The sequence below is a fragment of the Acinetobacter sp. CIP 101966 genome (assembly GCF_000369725.1).
In the GTDB taxonomy this organism is placed as follows: domain Bacteria; phylum Pseudomonadota; class Gammaproteobacteria; order Pseudomonadales; family Moraxellaceae; genus Acinetobacter; species Acinetobacter lwoffii_Q.
On sequence record NZ_KB850160.1, the window covers coordinates 167148 to 185058 of the forward strand.

The following is a 17911-nucleotide window of genomic DNA, read 5'->3' on the forward strand; positions in this document are numbered from 1 at the left end:
CTATGACTTTAAAATATGGGTTTAATAAAGTTCTCATCGCCAACCGTGGTGCAATTGCTTGTCGTGTCATCCGTACCCTTAAAAAATTAGGCATCCAATCGGTTGCGGTGTATTCGGAAGCAGATCGTGATTCCTTGCATGTGACTTTAGCTGATGAAGCGGTCTTTATTGGTGATGCACCTGCAAGCCAAAGCTATCTGAATGTCGATAAAATCTTAGAAGTGGCCAAATATACCGGTGCGCAAGCGATTCATCCGGGCTATGGATTCCTGTCTGAAAATGCCGAATTCTGTAATCTCTGTGAAGCACAAGGCATTGTGTTCTTGGGCCCAAATGCCGAGCAAATGAAAGCATTTGGTCTGAAACACACTGCACGTGAATTGGCGATTCAAGCCAATGTACCGTTATTGCCAGGTAGCCAATTATTGGCTGATGAAGCTGAAGCCCTGCTTGAGGCTGAGCGTATTGGCTATCCTGTGATGCTGAAAAGTACCGCAGGTGGTGGTGGTATTGGCATGCGTTTGGTGTGGAATGCGGAGGAGCTGAAAGAAGCTTATGCAACCGTGTCTTATTTAGCGCAAGCCAACTTTAAAGATGCAGGCCTTTACTTAGAAAAATTCGTACAAAATGCTCGTCATATCGAAGTGCAAATCTTTGGTGATGGCAACGGTTTAGTTCTAGCACTGGGCGAGCGTGATTGTTCGGTGCAACGTCGTAACCAAAAAGTCATTGAGGAAACGCCTGCACCACATTTAAACGATACGCAACGTGCCTATATTCAAAATGTCGCGATTCAATTGATGCAATCGGTGAATTACCGCTCGGCAGGTACAGTTGAATTTGTGATGGATACCGACACCCAAGAATTCTATTTCTTGGAAGTGAATACCCGTCTACAAGTAGAGCATGGTGTAACCGAGCAAGTCTTTGGTGTCGATCTTGTTGAATGGATGGTGACTTTAGGCAGTGGTGATTGGGTTGCACCGACATCAAAACTTGAGTCTCAAGGTCATTCGATTCAAGTTCGTCTCTATGCCGAAGATCCAATCAAAAACTTTCAGCCAAGTGCAGGGCTTTTAACGCATGTTGAGTTTGATGCCAATGTGCGTAATGAAACATGGGTAGAAACAGGTTCAAACGTGTCATCTTTCTATGACCCGATGATTGCCAAAATCATTGTGACAAGTGAGACCCGTGAATCGGCAATCCAAGCCATGACCGATACATTGGCTAAAACCCAAGTGGCGGGCATTGAAACCAACCTTGAATATCTACAAAACATTATCGACTGCAATGTCTTTAAAGCCGGTACGCAAACCACACGTTTTTTAAATACCTTTGAGTGGAAAACCCAAAAAATTGAAGTGCTCCAAGCGGGTATTCAAACCGCTGTGCAAGATGTCACTGGTCGTTTGGGTTACTGGGATGTCGGTGTACCACCATCAGGTGCGATTGATCCGCTGTCTTTAAATGTGGCAAACCAACTGTTAGGCAATGCACCAAATACCGCAGGTTTAGAATGTACCTTGCAAGGGCCAAGCTTAAAATTCCATTGTGATAGTCAAATTGTGCTTGCAGGTGGTGATATGCTATCGACCTTGGATGGCGTAGCCGTTCCAATGTGGCAAACCGTGAATGTCCATAAAGGTCAAATTTTAAAATGTGGCAAGATCGCCACAGGTTGCCGTACCTATATTGGCATTAAAGGCGGTCTGAATGTGCCTGAATACTTAGGCTCACAAGCGACCTTTACGCTTGGTCAGTTTGGCGGTCATGCAGGGCGTAACTTGCTCATTGGCGATATGCTTCCAATCACGGCATTTACATCCGATGAAGTGAATGCATTAAGCGAAGATCAAATCCCGACATTCTCAAATTCTTGGGAAATTGCGGTGATGTATGGTCCACATGGCGCACCTGATTTCTTTACCAAAAACGACATTGATACTTTCTTTGCCAATGAGTTTGAAATTCACTTTAACTCAAGCCGTACTGGTATCCGTTTGATTGGTCCAAAACCTGAATGGGCACGTCAGGATGGTGGTGAAGCGGGTCTGCATCCATCCAATATTCATGACAATGCCTATGCCATTGGGGCGATCGATTTCACTGGTGATATGCCAATTATTCTTGGGCCTGATGGTCCAAGCCTAGGTGGTTTCGTGTGCCCTGCGGTGGTGATCAATTCTGAGCTGTGGAAATTGGGTCAGCTCAAAGCTGGCGATAAAGTCAAATTTGTCCCTGTGAGCTATCATCAAGCCAAACTTTTAAATGAAAAATATCATGCGCAATTAAATGCACAAGATACACAAGCGGTCACCTTTGATGAATCGTTCTATCCTGAAATCAGCACGCTGAAATCTGCCATTTTAGATACTTTAAAAGGTCAAAATGGCACACCTGATGTGGTGTATCGTCCTGCGGGAAACAACTATATGCTCGTTGAATATGGCGAGTTGGTTTTAGATTTAAACCTGCGTTTCCGTATTCATGCCTTGATGCAATGGGTCAAAGATCAAAATATTCAAGGCATTATCGATCTGACTCCGGGTATTCGTTCACTGCAAATCCATTTTGATTCGACCCAGCTCGATCAGATTGATTTATTGCGTATGCTTCAAGTCGCTGAAGAACAACTGCCTGATGTGACCGAGATGCAAGTGCCATCACGTACCGTGTATTTACCGCTTGCGTGGGAAGATTCACAAACGCAATTGGCTACTGAACGCTATATGCAAACCGTACGTCCAGATGCGCCGTGGTGTCCGGACAATATCGAATTTATCCGTCGTATTAACGGCTTAAAAGACAAACAAGCTGTGAAAGATGTAGTGTATAACGCAAGTTATCTGGTCATGGGCTTGGGTGATGTGTATTTGGGTGCACCTGTAGCAACGCCACTTGATCCGCGTCAGCGTTTAGTCACCACCAAATATAACCCTGCACGGACATGGACACCTGAAAACGCTGTGGGGATCGGCGGTGCATATATGTGCGTGTATGGCATGGAAGGTCCAGGCGGTTATCAGTTTGTCGGTCGTACTTCGCAAATGTGGTCACGTTATCGCAAAAACCCTGACTTTGAGCAAGGTATGCCGTGGTTATTACGCTTCTTTGACCAAATTAAGTTTTATGAAGTCTCTGAATCTGAGCTCATGCAGATGCGTGAGGACTTTAAAGCAGGTCGTTTAAAACTACGTATTGAAGACGGTGTACTCAACCTCAAAGAATACAATGACTTCTTAACGGAAAATCAAGAATCTATTTCTGCCTTTAAAGCGGTACAACAAGCCAACTTTGATGCGGAGCGTAAACGTTGGCATGAAGCAGGGCTTGCAGAATATGTCTCTGAAAGTCTAGATGCAGTGGATGATGGTGAAGGTGTTGAAGTGCCTGAGGGTGGTTGTGCGGTGGAATCGCATATGCCGGGTTCAATTTGGAAAATTGAATGTCAGTCGGGTGATATTGTGGAAGAGGGTGCAACGCTTGCCGTGATTGAAGCCATGAAGATTGAGATTCCGATTGTTGCGCCTGAGCGTATGAAGGTTGAAGCAATTACTATTGAAAAAGGGCAAACGGTGAAAACGGGGCAGGTGTTGTTTACGTTGGCACCAGTGGCTTGATGATTTAAAAATAAAAAGACCGCTTAGGCGGTCTTTCTTCTTTGAATTGCTCTTTCAATCCAACTTTCAATATTTAATCTAATGTTATTATAAGCATCTGAAGGATTAGGATCATAACAATCCACGTAATCAGCAAAATTATTATTATTAAGTGTAAATTCAGAAAATGGATTTTTCCCTTTAACTGATATTCCATTTCTTGGACATTTAATATTATGTATATGTATACCTAAAACGGCTTTACCTAACTCCCAAGCACGTTGTATTTCATATTTTACCCATGGTCTATTTGCTGTCTGTGAACCAATCAGAACGATTAAACAGTTTTTGTATTTAAGTTGATTATCAATCCAATTTTTTATTGCGGTATCACCATTGCGTTTTAGGGTTTCCCAGTCATTAGCAGAAACGGGCGTATTACCCTCTAAAGCTCCAATATTTCGAACTTGTTGAACTCTCATTGCATCATTATCATAATGAAAACTATAAAAGACCTGTCTTTTCATAAAAATTAAACCTTTTGAAGTAAGCTAATTGCTTTTAAAATATTTGAAATTAAATCATCGCTAGAAACATCGGCATTATTTATTTCTTTCAAAGTGTCAATAAAATCAGAATTTTCTGGATAATATTGACTAAAATCCTTATTAACTTTTTCCCATAATTTTTTAGAAACAAAACCAGTTATACCAATTGGTATTGGAATTACATTATTTTTGACACACAAATCAAATTCTTCAATCATGCCTTTTGAATCTACAATTGTATCGGATACATCGTTTTTTTTGTTTCCAAAAAAGAAGAGAGCTATCCCAGCTTGGGATATCATTTCTTCTCTATATTTCGTATTTTTCTCGGCAGTTGGATTGATTTGAGGAAATGGTCTTAAAATAAGTAAATCATCCAGGTTTCTATACGCTGAATTTAATTTAAAGTCTAAAGCTCCGTTAATCACTAAGCTTCCTATACCCAAGCCATAACCTGAGATAATTTTGTAATTTTTTTCTGCTAATTTATAACTCAATTTAAAAATTAATTTTTCAGCCTTTTCTTTTCCAAAAGGTTCATAATTTTCAGCCGCACCCGAAATAAAAATATTTTTTCGTTTCACACGATTTTCAATTACTTTAAGTATTTTAGTAATAACTGGATAATCTTCTACTAGGACAGCATGAATACCGGGCGAATTCAAACATGAGGTGCGACAGTTTGAAAAGTCTTATGATAATCAACAAGCTGAGCAAATTTCTCTAATGGTGTAAGCCAATCTAACGCTTTTCTAGGACGAGTATTCAGTGACATGGCAACTTGATTTAAATAATGCTGATCTGCCTGATTTAAATCAATCCCTTTAGGTAAATATTGCCTAATTAAACCATTCATATTTTCGCATGTGCCTTTTTGCCAGGGTGAATGTGGGTCACAGAAATATACATCTATGCCTAAATCTTCTTCAAGTATTTTATGTTCTGCCATCTCGCGTCCACGGTCATAGGTCAACGTTTTACGCAGTTCTGCAGGTAAATATTTCAGAGCTTCAGTTAAAGCCTTGCGCACTGATTCTGCCTTTGCATCAGGTAATGTTGCCAAGATACAGAGCCGTGTATTTCGTTCAATAAGTGTTGCTATCGAACTTTTATTGTCTTTACCTTTAATTAAATCAGCTTCCCAATGACCCGGTATTTTTCTTTCTTGAACTTCGGCTGGGCGCTCATGAATAGTTTTAATATCCTGTAATATAGAATCTTTTTTAGGTTCACCGTTAGCTTTTCGCTTTTTATTTTCATGACGCAGACAGGATAATAAGTCTTTTTTCAACTCACCCTTTGGTAATGCTCGTATCGTTGAATAAATCGTTGTATGGCTTACATTCATTGTTTGATCCAAATCAGGAAATGTCTTTAAACGCTTTGCTATTTGCTGAGGAGACCATAAACAACGGATCGCTTCAACAATAAATTTCCAGAGGATTGAATCGATTTTGAGTTTTCTGTGACCACGTCTACGTCTAGCGAAGGTGTTATCAGAAGCATATTGAGCTTGATAAACGTCATTGATGCTATTTCTTTTAAGCTCACGATAGATCGTACTAGGATGTCTTTTAATGAGTTCAGCAAATTTTCTGGCTGAAAAGCCTTCTTTTCTTGACTCAAGCATTAATGCAGTACGATCTTCAAAGTTAAGATGATGGTATGACAATTTTATATACTCCATAAACCCTTTAAATTAATTAGGTGGTTTATGTCGCACTTCAAGTTTTACTCTGCCCCGTATCTCATGAGATCTTCAATTTTTAAATCCTGTCTTATTTTTGCATATAAGTAGTCTTGATCATCTGAAAAACTATTTTTATCAATCTCTTTAAAAAAACAATAGTGTTTAGGAGTGTTATCTTTTAAGAGAATCCTAATTCTACTTAAAATATAGTCTATGTTAGGGTCATCAAAACTAAATCCTATGAATAAAAAAACTTTTGAAAGTAGGTCACCTCTTAATACTGTTGAAAATAACTCTCTACTATCATGGTAATCTTCATAATCATTTTTTGTTAAAACAGCATTGTGTGGTGCATCTTTATCACCATGCATTTTATAAACTGTAGCATCTTTTTTCTTTATATATCTCGAAAAATCTTCATTAGTAACTTTTTTATCAACTTTCTTTCCATTATTTTCTAAAGTTTTTTCAATAAGTTGATCATAATTTGTTGTCCAATAGGTATCTATATCTAATCTACTTAAAATCTGATGATTTTCACTACCTTTTTCTAAAGTTGTAAATTCATTAATAATTTTCTCGTTAATACGAGTTCTGTTAAATTTATTGGAATGATATTGAGCTATTGAGACTAGGTCAGTTTCTTTATCAATATCAAGATTCAGATCATCAGCTAGATCCCTCAAAAGTTCTTTCCAATTAACAAATCCTAAAGATGCTGATAGACCAGCTCCAGCAAAAATTGCCGCATTACCATCTTGAATAGCTTTAACATATTCATTTATAAATTTTTCTTGTGGTTTGGTAAAACTCATTATTAATTAACCTATTAACCATGTTTTTAAATTTTGACACTCACCATTTGGATACCAGATATAATACTCACCAGAAGAATATAAACTTTCTCTGATATAAGGATAGATTTGAAGATATTCATTCCCGTTCCAAGAAGATGGACTCTCAGTTAATGGTAATAGGGCAATTTTATCTTTTGGTAATTTGAACGGGTCGGCTATACCTATTTCCCAATTACACCATCTTGATGCCAATGCTTCGTTTGTTGCTAACAAAATAAATTTATCATTTAAAGAAATAATCTGATGCTTGATCCTTGTCGCTGTGATTCCATTTGTCTGCTCAGGCATTGTTTCATCTGCCCAATCCACATATATGCTCATTCCTAAATTTTCAAAGAATACTTTTGCTATTTGTACAAACTCTTTGTCCTTATGGGAATGTGATAGAAAAATACTTGTAGTAGAGCTAGCTTTACTAAACTTTCTGCTTTCATTTAAGAATACTGAATCCAGCATACCTGATTGATTACGAGCTACTGTTTTAAATCTATTTTTTGTGAACATTATGATTGATTTCTAAGAGTTTATTTTTATCTATTTTATACAAATTTTATTTACAATTAAATGAAGAAAAAATATTTTTCACCCAAATATCTAATAAGAGATCTTTGAGTTGGTTATCATTTGACTATTGTTTACATGTCTAGGACTTCATCCAAGATAAACAATATTATCCATACATGCTTTGTCGCAAGTATTTCCGACATAAAAAATAACCCAATGGAAGTGGTCACTAATGGTCTTATCGAAACAATATCATTCTTAAAATTACATCAGGTGAATAATTTTCTTGTTAAAATCAAAACAGGAATTTTAAAGGATGAATGGAATATGGCAAAGAATTTACAAGAAATTTTAGGAAAGCGTAGCCTTGAAAGTCAAAAACGAATTTTAGAAAAGGCAAATGAAATTTTAAATAATCTTGTTCAAGAAGATCGTCAATTATTAAAAATTGCAGAAGAAGTTGAAACTGAAAAAACTGTAAAGATAAGTATTAATGACCTACGAGCTCGAGTTCACAAAAACCGCGCTTAAAGAGTTTAATATGTTCAGCCACACTTTGATGCACCCTCGAACCCCAATGGTGCAAAATGGGCTATTTTTTAGCCGCACTTAATAAAATTAAATCATCCTTATTCTGGCTTATATATGTATGTGACCGATTTTAAAAGCATTGTGCTTAAATCTATTCAATTTTATATTGTGGCACGCTTAATGCATTTATTTATATACAACATAAATAGAGGAGAGCAATACACTTGATCACTCATAATCACAAACATCGGTTAACCATTCATGTATAAAAAGAATAGCAAGGACATGAGCATCAAAATGAAATAAACCGGTGAAATACAAAACTTACTTTTGCTTTAGAACAAGCCCCATTTCAATGTTATGGGGCTTTTTTTCGCCCTTTTATATAAGTTTATTCACTTCATCCAAATAACTAAAAATTGGCACGCTTTCTGCATTTTCCTAAGTAATACGAAATTTTGGTTTTGTAATATCCACAGGAGATGCACATGAACAATCCGACATCAAATAAAAAAATGCATCCATGGCTTCACTTTTTGGTTGAGCTGCTCAGCGTACGCGCAGGCTTTCACATTAAACAGTCTTCCCAATACCAACCCAAGGATCAACATCGTGCCTAAACAAAAATTGGCACGGATCAGTATTACCGTGCCAGAAACCACGCTACATGCGATGGATAAAAAAATTGTCGAGCAGCACTATGAAAGCCGTTCGCAGGCCATTGTCGACATGATTAACCGTCACCTGATTGATGATCTGGTGATTCGCGATGAAGTCATGGTTGGCACACTTACTTTGCTCTATGACGTCAGCCTTAAACCGCTGCGCAGTCAGCTGGTCGATCTGCAACAGCAGTATCTGGCACAAGTGATCAATTCACTGCATATCCAGCTGGATGATGAAAAAATTCTGCAAGTCATGCTGATGCAGGGCGCAAGCAGTGACCTGAAAGAAATTAGCGAACAATTTATTGCACTGAAAGGCGTGATTAAAGGGCATCTCGAACTGATGGATGCCGTCATGCCGCCTATTCCACAAAATACCGAACACACTTAAGGAGAACAGCTGTGCACAACTTATGGACTGTACAGGACTGGCAACACGCCTACCAGAATAACAATATCCAGCTCAGTGACCTGATTGAGTATGTTGCCGGGTTGAATAATGACGATCATGCCTGGATTTCAATTGCGACGGCAGCCCAATTACAGGCACAAATTGATGCATTAACTGGTGCAGATACTGAAAGCTTGCCACTTTATGGGGTGCCATTTGCGGTCAAGGACAATATTGATGTTGCAGGGTTCTATACCACAGCAGCATGTAAAGAGGCAGCTTATCTGGCGACTTCCGATGCAACAGCAGTCGCCAAATTAAAAGCTTCTGGCGCGATTGTCGTGGGTAAAACCAATCTGGATCAGTTTGCGACGGGTCTGGTCGGTGTGCGCTCTCCATACGGCGCGGTGAAGAACAGCTTTAATCCTGAATATATCAGTGGCGGTTCGAGTTCGGGTTCCAGCGTGGTGGTAGCCAACGGATTAGTACCATTTTCACTGGGTACAGATACTGCAGGTTCAGGACGTGTACCGGCCGGGCATAATAACATTGTCGGACTCAAACCGACCAAAGGCTGGTTCTCGACTACCGGCCTGATTCCGGCTTGTCGCACTATTGATGTGATTTCGATTTTTGCCTTAACGGTGGATGATGCCTGGCAGGTGGCGCAAGTCATGCAGGGCTATGATGCCAGCGATGATTATTCCCGAGTACATCCTCAGAATTTACCGAGCCAATTTTCAAAAGGGAAAATTGGCATTCCGGATACACTGGAATTTTATGGTGATGCTGAAACTGAAAAAGCATTCCAGCTGGCGATCGCACGTGTACAAAGCTTGGGTTATACGGTTGAGCCGATTGATTTTACTCCATTTCAGCAACTGGCGACTGCACTTTACAATCGCTCTTGGGTGGCTGAACGTACCAGTGCCGTGGAAAAAATGGTGCAACGCGAGCAGACCCATCCGGTCATTGGCCAGATTATTGCGCAGGCCGACAGGTTCAGTGCGGTCGATGCCATGCAGGATGAATATGAACGCGCCCGCCTGAGCCGTGTCATTCAAAATACACTGGCAGATTATGATGCCTTGATGGTGCCTACTGCACCCACCATTTATCGCATTGCAGACATAGAAGCTGATCCTCTGGTGAAAAACAGCCACATGGGTGCTTATACCAATTTTGTCAACTTTGCCGATCTGTCGGCTTTGGCACTACCAAATAGTATCCGTGCCGATGGCTTGCCAACTGGTGTGACCTTTATTGCGCCAGCCTGGATGGATGAAGCACTGGCCAAATTCGGGCAAAAATGGCAGCAGGCAAGCCAGTTGAAGCTAGGCACCTCTGAACGCCCATATGAAAAAACAACTGAAATCTCATCGGGTCACAGCGTAAAACTGGCTGTCGTCGGTGCACATCTGACCGGAATGCCGCTGAATTTTCAGCTGACCACACGTGGTGGCACCCTGATCAAACAGACCCGGACTGCTTCGCATTACAAACTCTATGCTTTAAAAGATACCACACCGCCAAAACCTGGCCTGCAATACAACGCGAAAGGTTGTTCAATTGAAGTCGAAGTCTGGGACATTCCGCGTGCACTGTTCGGGGACATTGTTGCAGAAGTGCCGGCACCATTGGGCATTGGCAATGCCCAGCTCATTGATGGCACATGGGTCAAAGGCTTTATCTGTGAAGGCTATGCACTTGAAGATGCAATAGATATCAGTCATTTCGGTGGCTGGCGCGAATTTATGAAATCTAAACAACTTTCAAATACCAAATTTAAATGTGAATGCATAGGGGAAGTCGCAAAATGATCAAAAAAGCACTGATGTCCGTTTCCGTACTGCCTGCAATCCTTTTTAGTGGCTGTGACAATACTGCTAAAGTACCTGAACCAAATGCCAAGGCAGAAAAAAGTGTGGCTACTCAGCCCATCCGGATTGGTTATAGTGACTGGCCGGGATTTGTGGCCTGGCAGGTGGCGATTGAAAAAGGCTGGCTGGAAGATGCCGGAGTTAATGCCGATTTTAAATGGTTTGACTATTCTGCTTCACTCGCTGCATTCGCAGCGAATCAGTTGGACGCTGTACTGGTCACCAATGGTGATAATCTGGTCACTGGTTCTGGCGGCACCAAGGGTGTGATGATCATGGCGACTGATTATTCAGCTGGAAATGACGTGATTATTGCCAAGAATGGCATTAACTCAATTGAGGATCTGCGCGGTAAAACGGTTGCGACTGAAAAAGGCCTCGTCGATCACTTGTTACTGTCCACTGCACTGGATGATGCCAAGGTTAAACTGACTGAAGTTAAACTGGTCAATACCATGACCAATGAATTGCCACAGGTTTTTGCTACTCCCGATATTGATGCGATTGCAGTATGGCAGCCGGTGGCGAATCAAGCGCTATCTGCAGTGGCCGGTTCAAAAATCATTTTCACCTCTAAAGACAAGCCGGGATTAATCTACGATACCTTGACCGTGAATCCGACTCATCTGGAAGCCAATAAAGAGCAATGGAAAAAGGTGATTCAGGTTTGGGATAAAACTGTCAAATACATCAATGACCCGGCGACTCGTGAAGATGCTGCACAGATCATGTCCAAACGGGTTGGTGTCGATGCGAAAACCTATATGCAGTTCATTGATGGCACCCATTTACTGGATCTGGCCGCCAACAAGAAAGTCTTTACCAAAGGTAATGGTTTCGACTCGATCTATGGTTCTAGCTATCATGTGAACAAGTTCAATGTGGCTAACGGCATTTATACGACTGAAATGAACGTGGATGGCGTGATTGTTCCAACGCTGGTACAAGAGCTGCAATAAAGCCTGATCTCTTGCATAAAAAATCCCCGGTCTGGGGATTTTTTACTATCAGATGAATATTAAAAAATTAAAGCTGCGTACTTTTGGAAAAGACATTGATAAAAATAATGCCAATAATCATGAATGCCAGCCCGATCAGTGCAGGAAGATCCAGTTGCTGTTTAAATACCAAGAGACCAACCGTTGAAATTAAAATAATGCCGGCTCCTGACCAGATCGCATAAGCAATGCCCATCGGGATGGTTTTCATGGTTAGTGACAGAAAAAACAGGGCAATGGCATAACCCAAAATGGTAGCAAGCGAAGGCCAGAGCACACTAAAACCATTAGAGGCTTTAAGTGCAGAAGTCGCAATAACCTCTGCAATAATGGCAATCGACAGATATAAAAAAGACATATTTCTCCCTATAGCACCCGTTCTGCATGCTGCATCAGATGTTCCCGTTCTGAATTGAGCCAGCTTTCAGCTTCTGTAGTCGTTGGCGTCCTGTATTGAAATTCATAGTCCGGCTGATATATATCCAGCGCAAAAATCAGGTCAATGTCGCGACCATCTAAAATGACGTGCTGAACCAGACGGGTTTCATCGAGAACTTCAAAATTTTCCAGATGAAAGGCTTTGCCTGTTTCACTGGTGCGAGTGCTATAAGTTTTGCTTTGACTATCAGTCCCAATAGATACCTCAAAACTTTCTAACAAGGTAAACACGGTCGGTTCGACAGCTTTAAAGTCCATTTGAGCGACTGTACTTTGCACTTCTGGTAAACGCGTCAGGGCATAGGCAATATGATTGCCACAAATCATCAGGCCACCATCCATTTCCAGCTCCTGACCAGATTGAACATCAAACGCAGACTTAAGACGCAGGCCTAAAAATAAACCGTGCTGTACCTGCTGTCGCCAGTCTTCGACATAAACATTACTGGGAGAAAATTCCAGAATGCAGTTACCAATCGCATGTAGCTTAGCTGGTTCCGGCCACTGCACATGATTCTGGTAATTGGCGTAGTCTTGCACTTCCCAGGACAGTAACTTGCTGGCTTCATCCCAAAGCGTATTGCCAATCCAGCCCTGACGATCCTGAACAGCAGTTCCCGTCTGGCTTTTTAGACGAAGATCAATGGTAAAACTGTGCGACTGAAACCAGTACACAATGGTATTTTCATCAGTTAGGCCATTATAAAAACTGATGCTTTTACGCCGAAATGCCCCATATAAAAAGCCCGGAATAATCTCTGGCTGAGGGGTAGTGGGCTTTAAAGTTTTAATTACTTCAAACAGATTCATGATGCTGTCTCCGCCTGTTCTTCAAGTCCAAAAGAGGAAAGTGGTACAGCATTTTTTAAGACCAGTTCACCGCTAGCAACGCGATGTTTTAAATATTGAAAGGTCTGGGCGGTCTGATTAAATAGATGCTCGCCCCCGATCAGGGCAGAATATTTGGAATTTTCAGTGTGAATAACCGGTTCAATCACGGTGTCATAATTGCAGGCGCAAAACAGCGGGAATGAATAACGTTCTTCCGAGACCTTTTTCACGCGGTGCTTGGTGGCGAGATATTTACCATTTGACAGAATTTCCATCATGTTCCCGATATTCATCACCAGTGTATTTTCAATCAGGGGAATGTCGATCCATTCACCGGCTTTATTCAAAACCTGTAAGCCGGGTGCGGTTGGTAACAGCAGGGTAAAGCATTCGTAATCGGTATGTGTGCCAATGCCTTCGGCGTCTTTCACTTCCGGATTATAAGGATAATGAATCAAGCGTAGCTGACTTGGTGCATCAGTAATTTTGCTTTCAAAAAAGTCCTCACGAACGCCCAACGCCAGTGCAAAGGCAGAAAAAATCTGCCGGCTGATCCCACGCAGATGACTATAGTATTGGCTGACAATAGACTTGAAATCCGGATGGTCTGGCCATAAGGTGGGCCCAAGTAAAGGACAGTCTTTTCTTACCCCCTGATAATCATAATTGACATCATAGGCTTCTTTTAAATCATAACTGTTGCCGGCAAACTGTTCTTCGCCAATCGGCACATAGCCACTATGGTTTTTTGATTTTCCAATATAGTGCTGCATTTTGGTGTCCAGATCCTGAGAAAAATAGGACTGGGCCATTTCAATCAGGGCTTTGGCGTAATCAGAATTAAACTGGCTACCTTGCAGATAAAGAAATCCGACTTCTTTACAGGCATGATCCAGAGCATGAGCAACTTCAATACGATCGGCTAAATCCGGACTTTGTAATTTTGAAATATCAACCAGTGGGAGTACATATTGCGCTTGCATGATAATCACCTCTAATGTTGGTCGTCCAACACAGCGATTAAAACCTTCGGGTCGTCCCAAAGGCATTTTGGATAAGATTATTTATTGCTGCTGACCTTGGTCATACGCGGAATGACCGGCAGTTCTGCCAGTGCCGGATCCAGTTCATCTTCTTCAGCATGCACCAGATAATCGACACGTTGTCTTAACTGTTTAAATTCAGGACTAAGCATGACGTCTGGATGGCGTGGACGAGGTAGATCAACTTCGATAATTTCCTTGATTTCACCCGGATTGGCTTTCAGCGCCACAATACGGTCGGCCAGTAAAATGGCTTCATCCATATCGTGAGTCACAAAAATGATGGTGATGTCAATGTTTTGCCAAAGATCCATCAGATGACGCTGCATTTTTTGCCGGGTATGCGGATCGAGTGCTCCAAAGGGTTCATCCATCAACAGGATCTTCGGTTCATTGACCAAAGCCCGGGCAATCGCGACACGCTGTTTCATCCCGCCAGACAGCTCATGCGGATACTGGTTTTCATACTTTTCCAGACCAATAATATTGATCCATTCACGTGCCTGCGCTTCTGCCGCTGCACTACTTTGACCTTTCATACGCGGACCAAACATGACATTTTCCTTGACAGTTTTCCAGGGAAACAAGGTATAGCCCTGAAACACCATGCCACGTTCCGGACTTGGGCCTGTAATCGGCTGGCCATCCACCAGAATCTCACCGCTGCTATAAGGATCCAGACCGGCGACTACACGGCTGAAGGTTGACTTGCCGCAACCGGAAGGCCCAATCACACAGATAAATTCACGCTTATGAATTTTCAAATTGAGTGCATTTAAAACCGTACGTTCAGTTTTGCCATGACTGAATTTTTGTGTCAGTTGCTTCGCTTCCAGAATCACCGGACGGCTATAAATCTTGTTAAAGTATTCGCGGGTATTAAATTCAGTGTTTTGCATCAGTTAGCTCCCGGTTTCCATTTAAATAAGCGTTGTCCCAGTTTCATTAAGATCACATCAAACAGCAGACCAATCACCCCGATAATCAGGATGGCGGCAAAGACATTATCAAAGTTCTGATAGCGGGCTTGCTGGGTAATAAACCATGTGATTCCTGAGGTACTGCCGATTAGTTCTGCTACGATCAGGTAAGTCCATGCCCAGCCCAGCAACACACGCAGATTACGGTAAATTTCAGGCAGGGCGGCAGGAATCACCACATGTAACAGACTTTTGAGTTTATTGGTGCCCAGAGTAAAACCGGCTTCGATCAGGCTGCGATCCACCAGACGTGTGGTATTGGCAATAATCAGGATTTGCTGGAACAGGGTTCCAATCACAATAATGGCAATTTTGGGTGCATCATTGATTCCGAGAATTGCGACTGCCAGTGCACCAAAGGCCGGAGCAGGCAAATAACGAAAAAATTCGACAAAGGGCTCGGTCAGCTGGGAAATTTTATTGGAAAACCCGCATAAAATACCGAGTGGAATACCAACCAAGGAAGAAATAAAGAACGCAGTAAATACCAGTTTGATACTGTGCCACAGGCTTTCATGAAACCAGGGCGCATTGGCCTGAGCCGGCTCCGTGGTAAAAGCTGTGATCAGTGCAATTGCCACTTGATGCGGTGCAGGCAGATAAATCGGGTTGACCAGAATACCCTGCGGCGGAGCCAGACCTTGATCTACTGCAGATTGCGCAGCAGAAAAAAACTGGTCTTTATCAATACGACTCTCGACCTGTAAATAGGCAACACTACCGGAATCAGTAATCTGGACTTGTGGATGCCAGATAAATGGCAAATAGCTGACTGCACACCAAATCAGAATTGGTATTAAAAAAGACCCCAAGCCAAACAGCAATTTATTTCTTTGACTGAGTTCACGTGCAACGTAACTCATAGTGTTGCCCCTCAATATTACAAATTTTATAAAACGTAATACTGACTAAGCAAAATGGATGCCATTTCATCCAAAATCATGAAATGACTCTTAAAAGGATTTATTTTTATAGAAAAAATTAGCAGACAACTTTTAATCATATTCAAGAAGTTAGATCAGAATGCAGAGATTTTTAATCATTTTCTGGAAAATAGACTCAATAAAAAAGACCTGAAAAATCAGGCCTCTTTTTTCAGTAACATCATTTAGCCAATAATATCTGCATGCTGGTTTTGCAAGCTATAGATGCACTGCTGCGCAATCTGTTTTTTCTCGGCTGCGGTCATTTCAATATTTTCCCATTTCTGCATCTGCTGCAAGAGCCAGATAAAATCATCAACTTTCGGTTGGGCACTTTCCCCAACAAAATTCCGGATAATATTCTTGATCTTGTAAAAGTCATAGACATGCCGCTGCGCGGAACATTCAAACTGAATAATCTGATAATCGACTAACATATCCCAGACTTCGGAAAGATCAGGGCGCTGCTTTAAATCATCCTGCGCTTTTTGTACTGCCTTGACCACTGCCTCTACAGTAAATGGATGCTGTTCTGCCCATTCCTGGGTCATGGCCAGAACTTTATCTGCAACTTTGGGAATCACATTCTGGCTGGCGGCGACGATAAAGCTATAGCCTTCAAGTTTGGCCTGGATATTCCAGGGTTCTCCCACACAAAAGCCATCGAATACCTGTTTTGAAATTCCTTTTACCATGGAAGGCGGTGGAGACGTCATCAGCTGGATATTCTTGGCCAGTTGTGGATCAGTCAGTGCCAGCCATTCTTTTAAGCAGTAATGGTGAATCGAATATTTATACACATAGGCCAGATTGATGGGATGATTCTGTTGTAAAGCCTGTACCAGTTTCTTTGAGGTGCTTTGTTCATCATCCTCAGGCTGGATACCGAGTTCATAGCACAGATCTTGGCGCAGACTAATAAAAGCCTGATTCACACTCAGTACTAGAGGGGTTTGTAAAGCCACCTGTAACTGGTCTGTGCCCAGGGCAGCAGCGGGCAACATGGCAGACAGGGAATGTGCAGCATCCAGAAAGCCATAGGCCAGACGGTCACGCAAACTTGACCAGGAGGCTTCGCGGATTAAATTGATGGTTAATCCTTGCTCAGCAAAATACCCCTGTTTTTCGGCCCAGAGAATGGCAACACAATCAAGTAAAGGAATATAGCCAATATTGAGTTCAGTTTTTTCTAATGTGGACATATGCTTTTCCTTATTGGCCCAGTAACAGCTTTTGTGCATCCAGTAAGCGTCTGGCCATTTCACCAATGGTAATCCGGTGACTCATGGCATTTTTACGCAATAAAGCAAAGGCTTGTTCTTCCGTTAAGGCATGCAGCTGGATGAGCAGCGCTTTGGCTTTATCGATATCTTTACGGTCAATCAGCTTGTCCTGAGTTTCTTTTAAATCATTCAGCAGCTTTTTATGCTTGCGAAACTGTTCAATTGAAATTTCCAGAATGCTTTCTAGTTTGGTGGGATCAATACCATCGACAATATAGGCCGTGATTCCGGCATCAATCGCACTTTTGATGGTGTCTTTATTGGAGTTCTGGGTAAACAGCACGGTCGGAAGTTCATATTGGCTGACACAGCTTTCAATAATATCCCGATGCGGATGATCCATATTCAGCAGGATCACATCTGCATGAATACCCTTAACATGTACCATATTCAGGTCATTCAGGATTAAACAGGCCACCACCTGAAAATCATGTGAAAGTAAGGATTCCTGGATGAATTGGGCGCGCTCCAGATCATCATCAATAAGAGCAATTCGTAATTTGGACATGGAATATTTTCAAGTAAGGCCTAAGGAATATTCAAGCAGGAGTAAAGCAAAAAACATGCCATTAAATTGGTGCATAAAATTCTATTTTTCTGTTCAATTTAGTGCATAGCTTTAGGGATTTCAGCTGATGGCTGATCAAAATGAAGCGTTTAGGTAGATCATCTGCCTGAAATAAGGCGTTTTCTTATTGGAAAAGTTGGCACGATTTCTGCATTTATTAAATCGTCAAAGATGACTTT

General features: G+C 41.5%; 18 protein-coding genes. 6 read left to right on the plus strand and 12 right to left on the minus strand.

Annotated elements, in window-relative coordinates; genetic code table 11:
- Positions 1-2: 2 nt before the first annotated feature.
- Complete coding sequence (gene uca, locus F891_RS06845; RefSeq protein WP_004731069.1) at positions 3-3623, plus strand: urea carboxylase; 3621 nt, start codon at positions 3-5, stop codon at positions 3621-3623.
- A gap of 23 nt (positions 3624-3646) precedes the next feature.
- Here uca and F891_RS06850 read toward each other — a convergent pair whose 3' ends face one another.
- From F891_RS06850 to F891_RS06870, 5 genes are all read right to left on the minus strand, one after another.
- Positions 3647-4129: a TIR domain-containing protein gene (locus F891_RS06850; RefSeq protein WP_004731067.1), complete on the minus strand. Its 483-nt coding sequence runs from the start codon at positions 4127-4129 to the stop codon at positions 3647-3649.
- 5 nt (positions 4130-4134) lie between these two features.
- Positions 4135-4815, minus strand: a complete 681-nt coding sequence (locus tag F891_RS06855) for a hypothetical protein (protein WP_005262892.1) — start codon at positions 4813-4815, stop codon at positions 4135-4137.
- The gene (locus F891_RS06860) at positions 4812-5780 is read right to left on the minus strand and encodes an IS30 family transposase (RefSeq protein ID WP_081398964.1); all 969 of its coding nucleotides are present in this window, start codon (positions 5778-5780) and stop codon (positions 4812-4814) included. Before F891_RS06860 ends, F891_RS06855 begins: the two co-directional genes overlap by 4 nt.
- 101 nt (positions 5781-5881) lie before the next feature.
- Positions 5882-6655 (minus strand): SIR2 family NAD-dependent protein deacylase, encoded by a 774-nt coding sequence (locus tag F891_RS06865; RefSeq protein WP_005262893.1) that lies wholly within the window; start codon positions 6653-6655, stop codon positions 5882-5884.
- A gap of 6 nt (positions 6656-6661) precedes the next feature.
- A complete protein-coding gene (locus F891_RS06870) occupies positions 6662-7201 on the minus strand; it encodes a toll/interleukin-1 receptor domain-containing protein (protein ID WP_004731058.1) in 540 nt (179 codons plus the stop codon).
- Between the two features lie 156 nt (positions 7202-7357).
- Here F891_RS06870 and F891_RS06875 point away from each other — a divergent pair, with 156 nt between their 5' ends.
- The 5 genes from F891_RS06875 to F891_RS06890 all read left to right on the plus strand — a co-directional run bounded on the left by F891_RS06875 (position 7358) and on the right by F891_RS06890 (position 11627).
- The gene (locus F891_RS06875; protein ID WP_034439534.1) at positions 7358-7732 is read left to right on the plus strand and encodes a type III-B CRISPR module-associated protein Cmr5; all 375 of its coding nucleotides are present in this window, start codon (positions 7358-7360) and stop codon (positions 7730-7732) included.
- A gap of 488 nt (positions 7733-8220) precedes the next feature.
- The gene (locus F891_RS18400; RefSeq protein ID WP_004647016.1) at positions 8221-8352 is read left to right on the plus strand and encodes a hypothetical protein; all 132 of its coding nucleotides are present in this window, start codon (positions 8221-8223) and stop codon (positions 8350-8352) included.
- A complete protein-coding gene (locus F891_RS06880) occupies positions 8345-8788 on the plus strand; it encodes a CopG family ribbon-helix-helix protein (RefSeq protein WP_004731054.1) in 444 nt (147 codons plus the stop codon). The genes F891_RS18400 and F891_RS06880 overlap by 8 nt, the downstream gene beginning before the upstream one ends.
- A gap of 11 nt (positions 8789-8799) precedes the next feature.
- Entirely contained in the window at positions 8800-10608 is a 1809-nt protein-coding gene (atzF, locus tag F891_RS06885) for an allophanate hydrolase (RefSeq protein WP_004731053.1), read from the plus strand.
- Entirely contained in the window at positions 10605-11627 is a 1023-nt protein-coding gene (locus tag F891_RS06890; RefSeq protein WP_004731050.1) for an ABC transporter substrate-binding protein, read from the plus strand. Before atzF ends, F891_RS06890 begins: the two co-directional genes overlap by 4 nt.
- A gap of 67 nt (positions 11628-11694) precedes the next feature.
- On the opposite strand, the gene F891_RS06895 is transcribed toward F891_RS06890, so the two are convergent.
- The 7 genes from F891_RS06895 to F891_RS06925 all read right to left on the minus strand — a co-directional run bounded on the left by F891_RS06895 (position 11695) and on the right by F891_RS06925 (position 17672).
- Entirely contained in the window at positions 11695-12024 is a 330-nt protein-coding gene (locus tag F891_RS06895) for a DMT family transporter (RefSeq protein ID WP_004731048.1), read from the minus strand.
- Positions 12025-12032: 8 nt separating this feature from the next.
- Positions 12033-12914: a hypothetical protein gene (locus F891_RS06900; protein ID WP_004731045.1), complete on the minus strand. Its 882-nt coding sequence runs from the start codon at positions 12912-12914 to the stop codon at positions 12033-12035.
- Positions 12911-13918: an isopenicillin N synthase family dioxygenase gene (locus F891_RS06905; RefSeq protein ID WP_004731043.1), complete on the minus strand. Its 1008-nt coding sequence runs from the start codon at positions 13916-13918 to the stop codon at positions 12911-12913. Before F891_RS06905 ends, F891_RS06900 begins: the two co-directional genes overlap by 4 nt.
- A 77-nt stretch (positions 13919-13995) precedes the next feature.
- A complete protein-coding gene (locus F891_RS06910; protein ID WP_005262896.1) occupies positions 13996-14877 on the minus strand; it encodes an ABC transporter ATP-binding protein in 882 nt (293 codons plus the stop codon).
- A complete protein-coding gene (locus tag F891_RS06915) occupies positions 14877-15821 on the minus strand; it encodes an ABC transporter permease (protein ID WP_004731039.1) in 945 nt (314 codons plus the stop codon). The genes F891_RS06910 and F891_RS06915 overlap by 1 nt, the downstream gene beginning before the upstream one ends.
- 245 nt (positions 15822-16066) lie before the next feature.
- Positions 16067-17083, minus strand: a complete 1017-nt coding sequence (locus tag F891_RS06920) for a CmpA/NrtA family ABC transporter substrate-binding protein (protein WP_004731037.1) — start codon at positions 17081-17083, stop codon at positions 16067-16069.
- A gap of 10 nt (positions 17084-17093) precedes the next feature.
- Positions 17094-17672, minus strand: coding sequence for an ANTAR domain-containing response regulator (locus tag F891_RS06925; RefSeq protein WP_004280362.1), 579 nt, complete (start codon positions 17670-17672; stop codon positions 17094-17096).
- Positions 17673-17911: the final 239 nt, after the last annotated feature.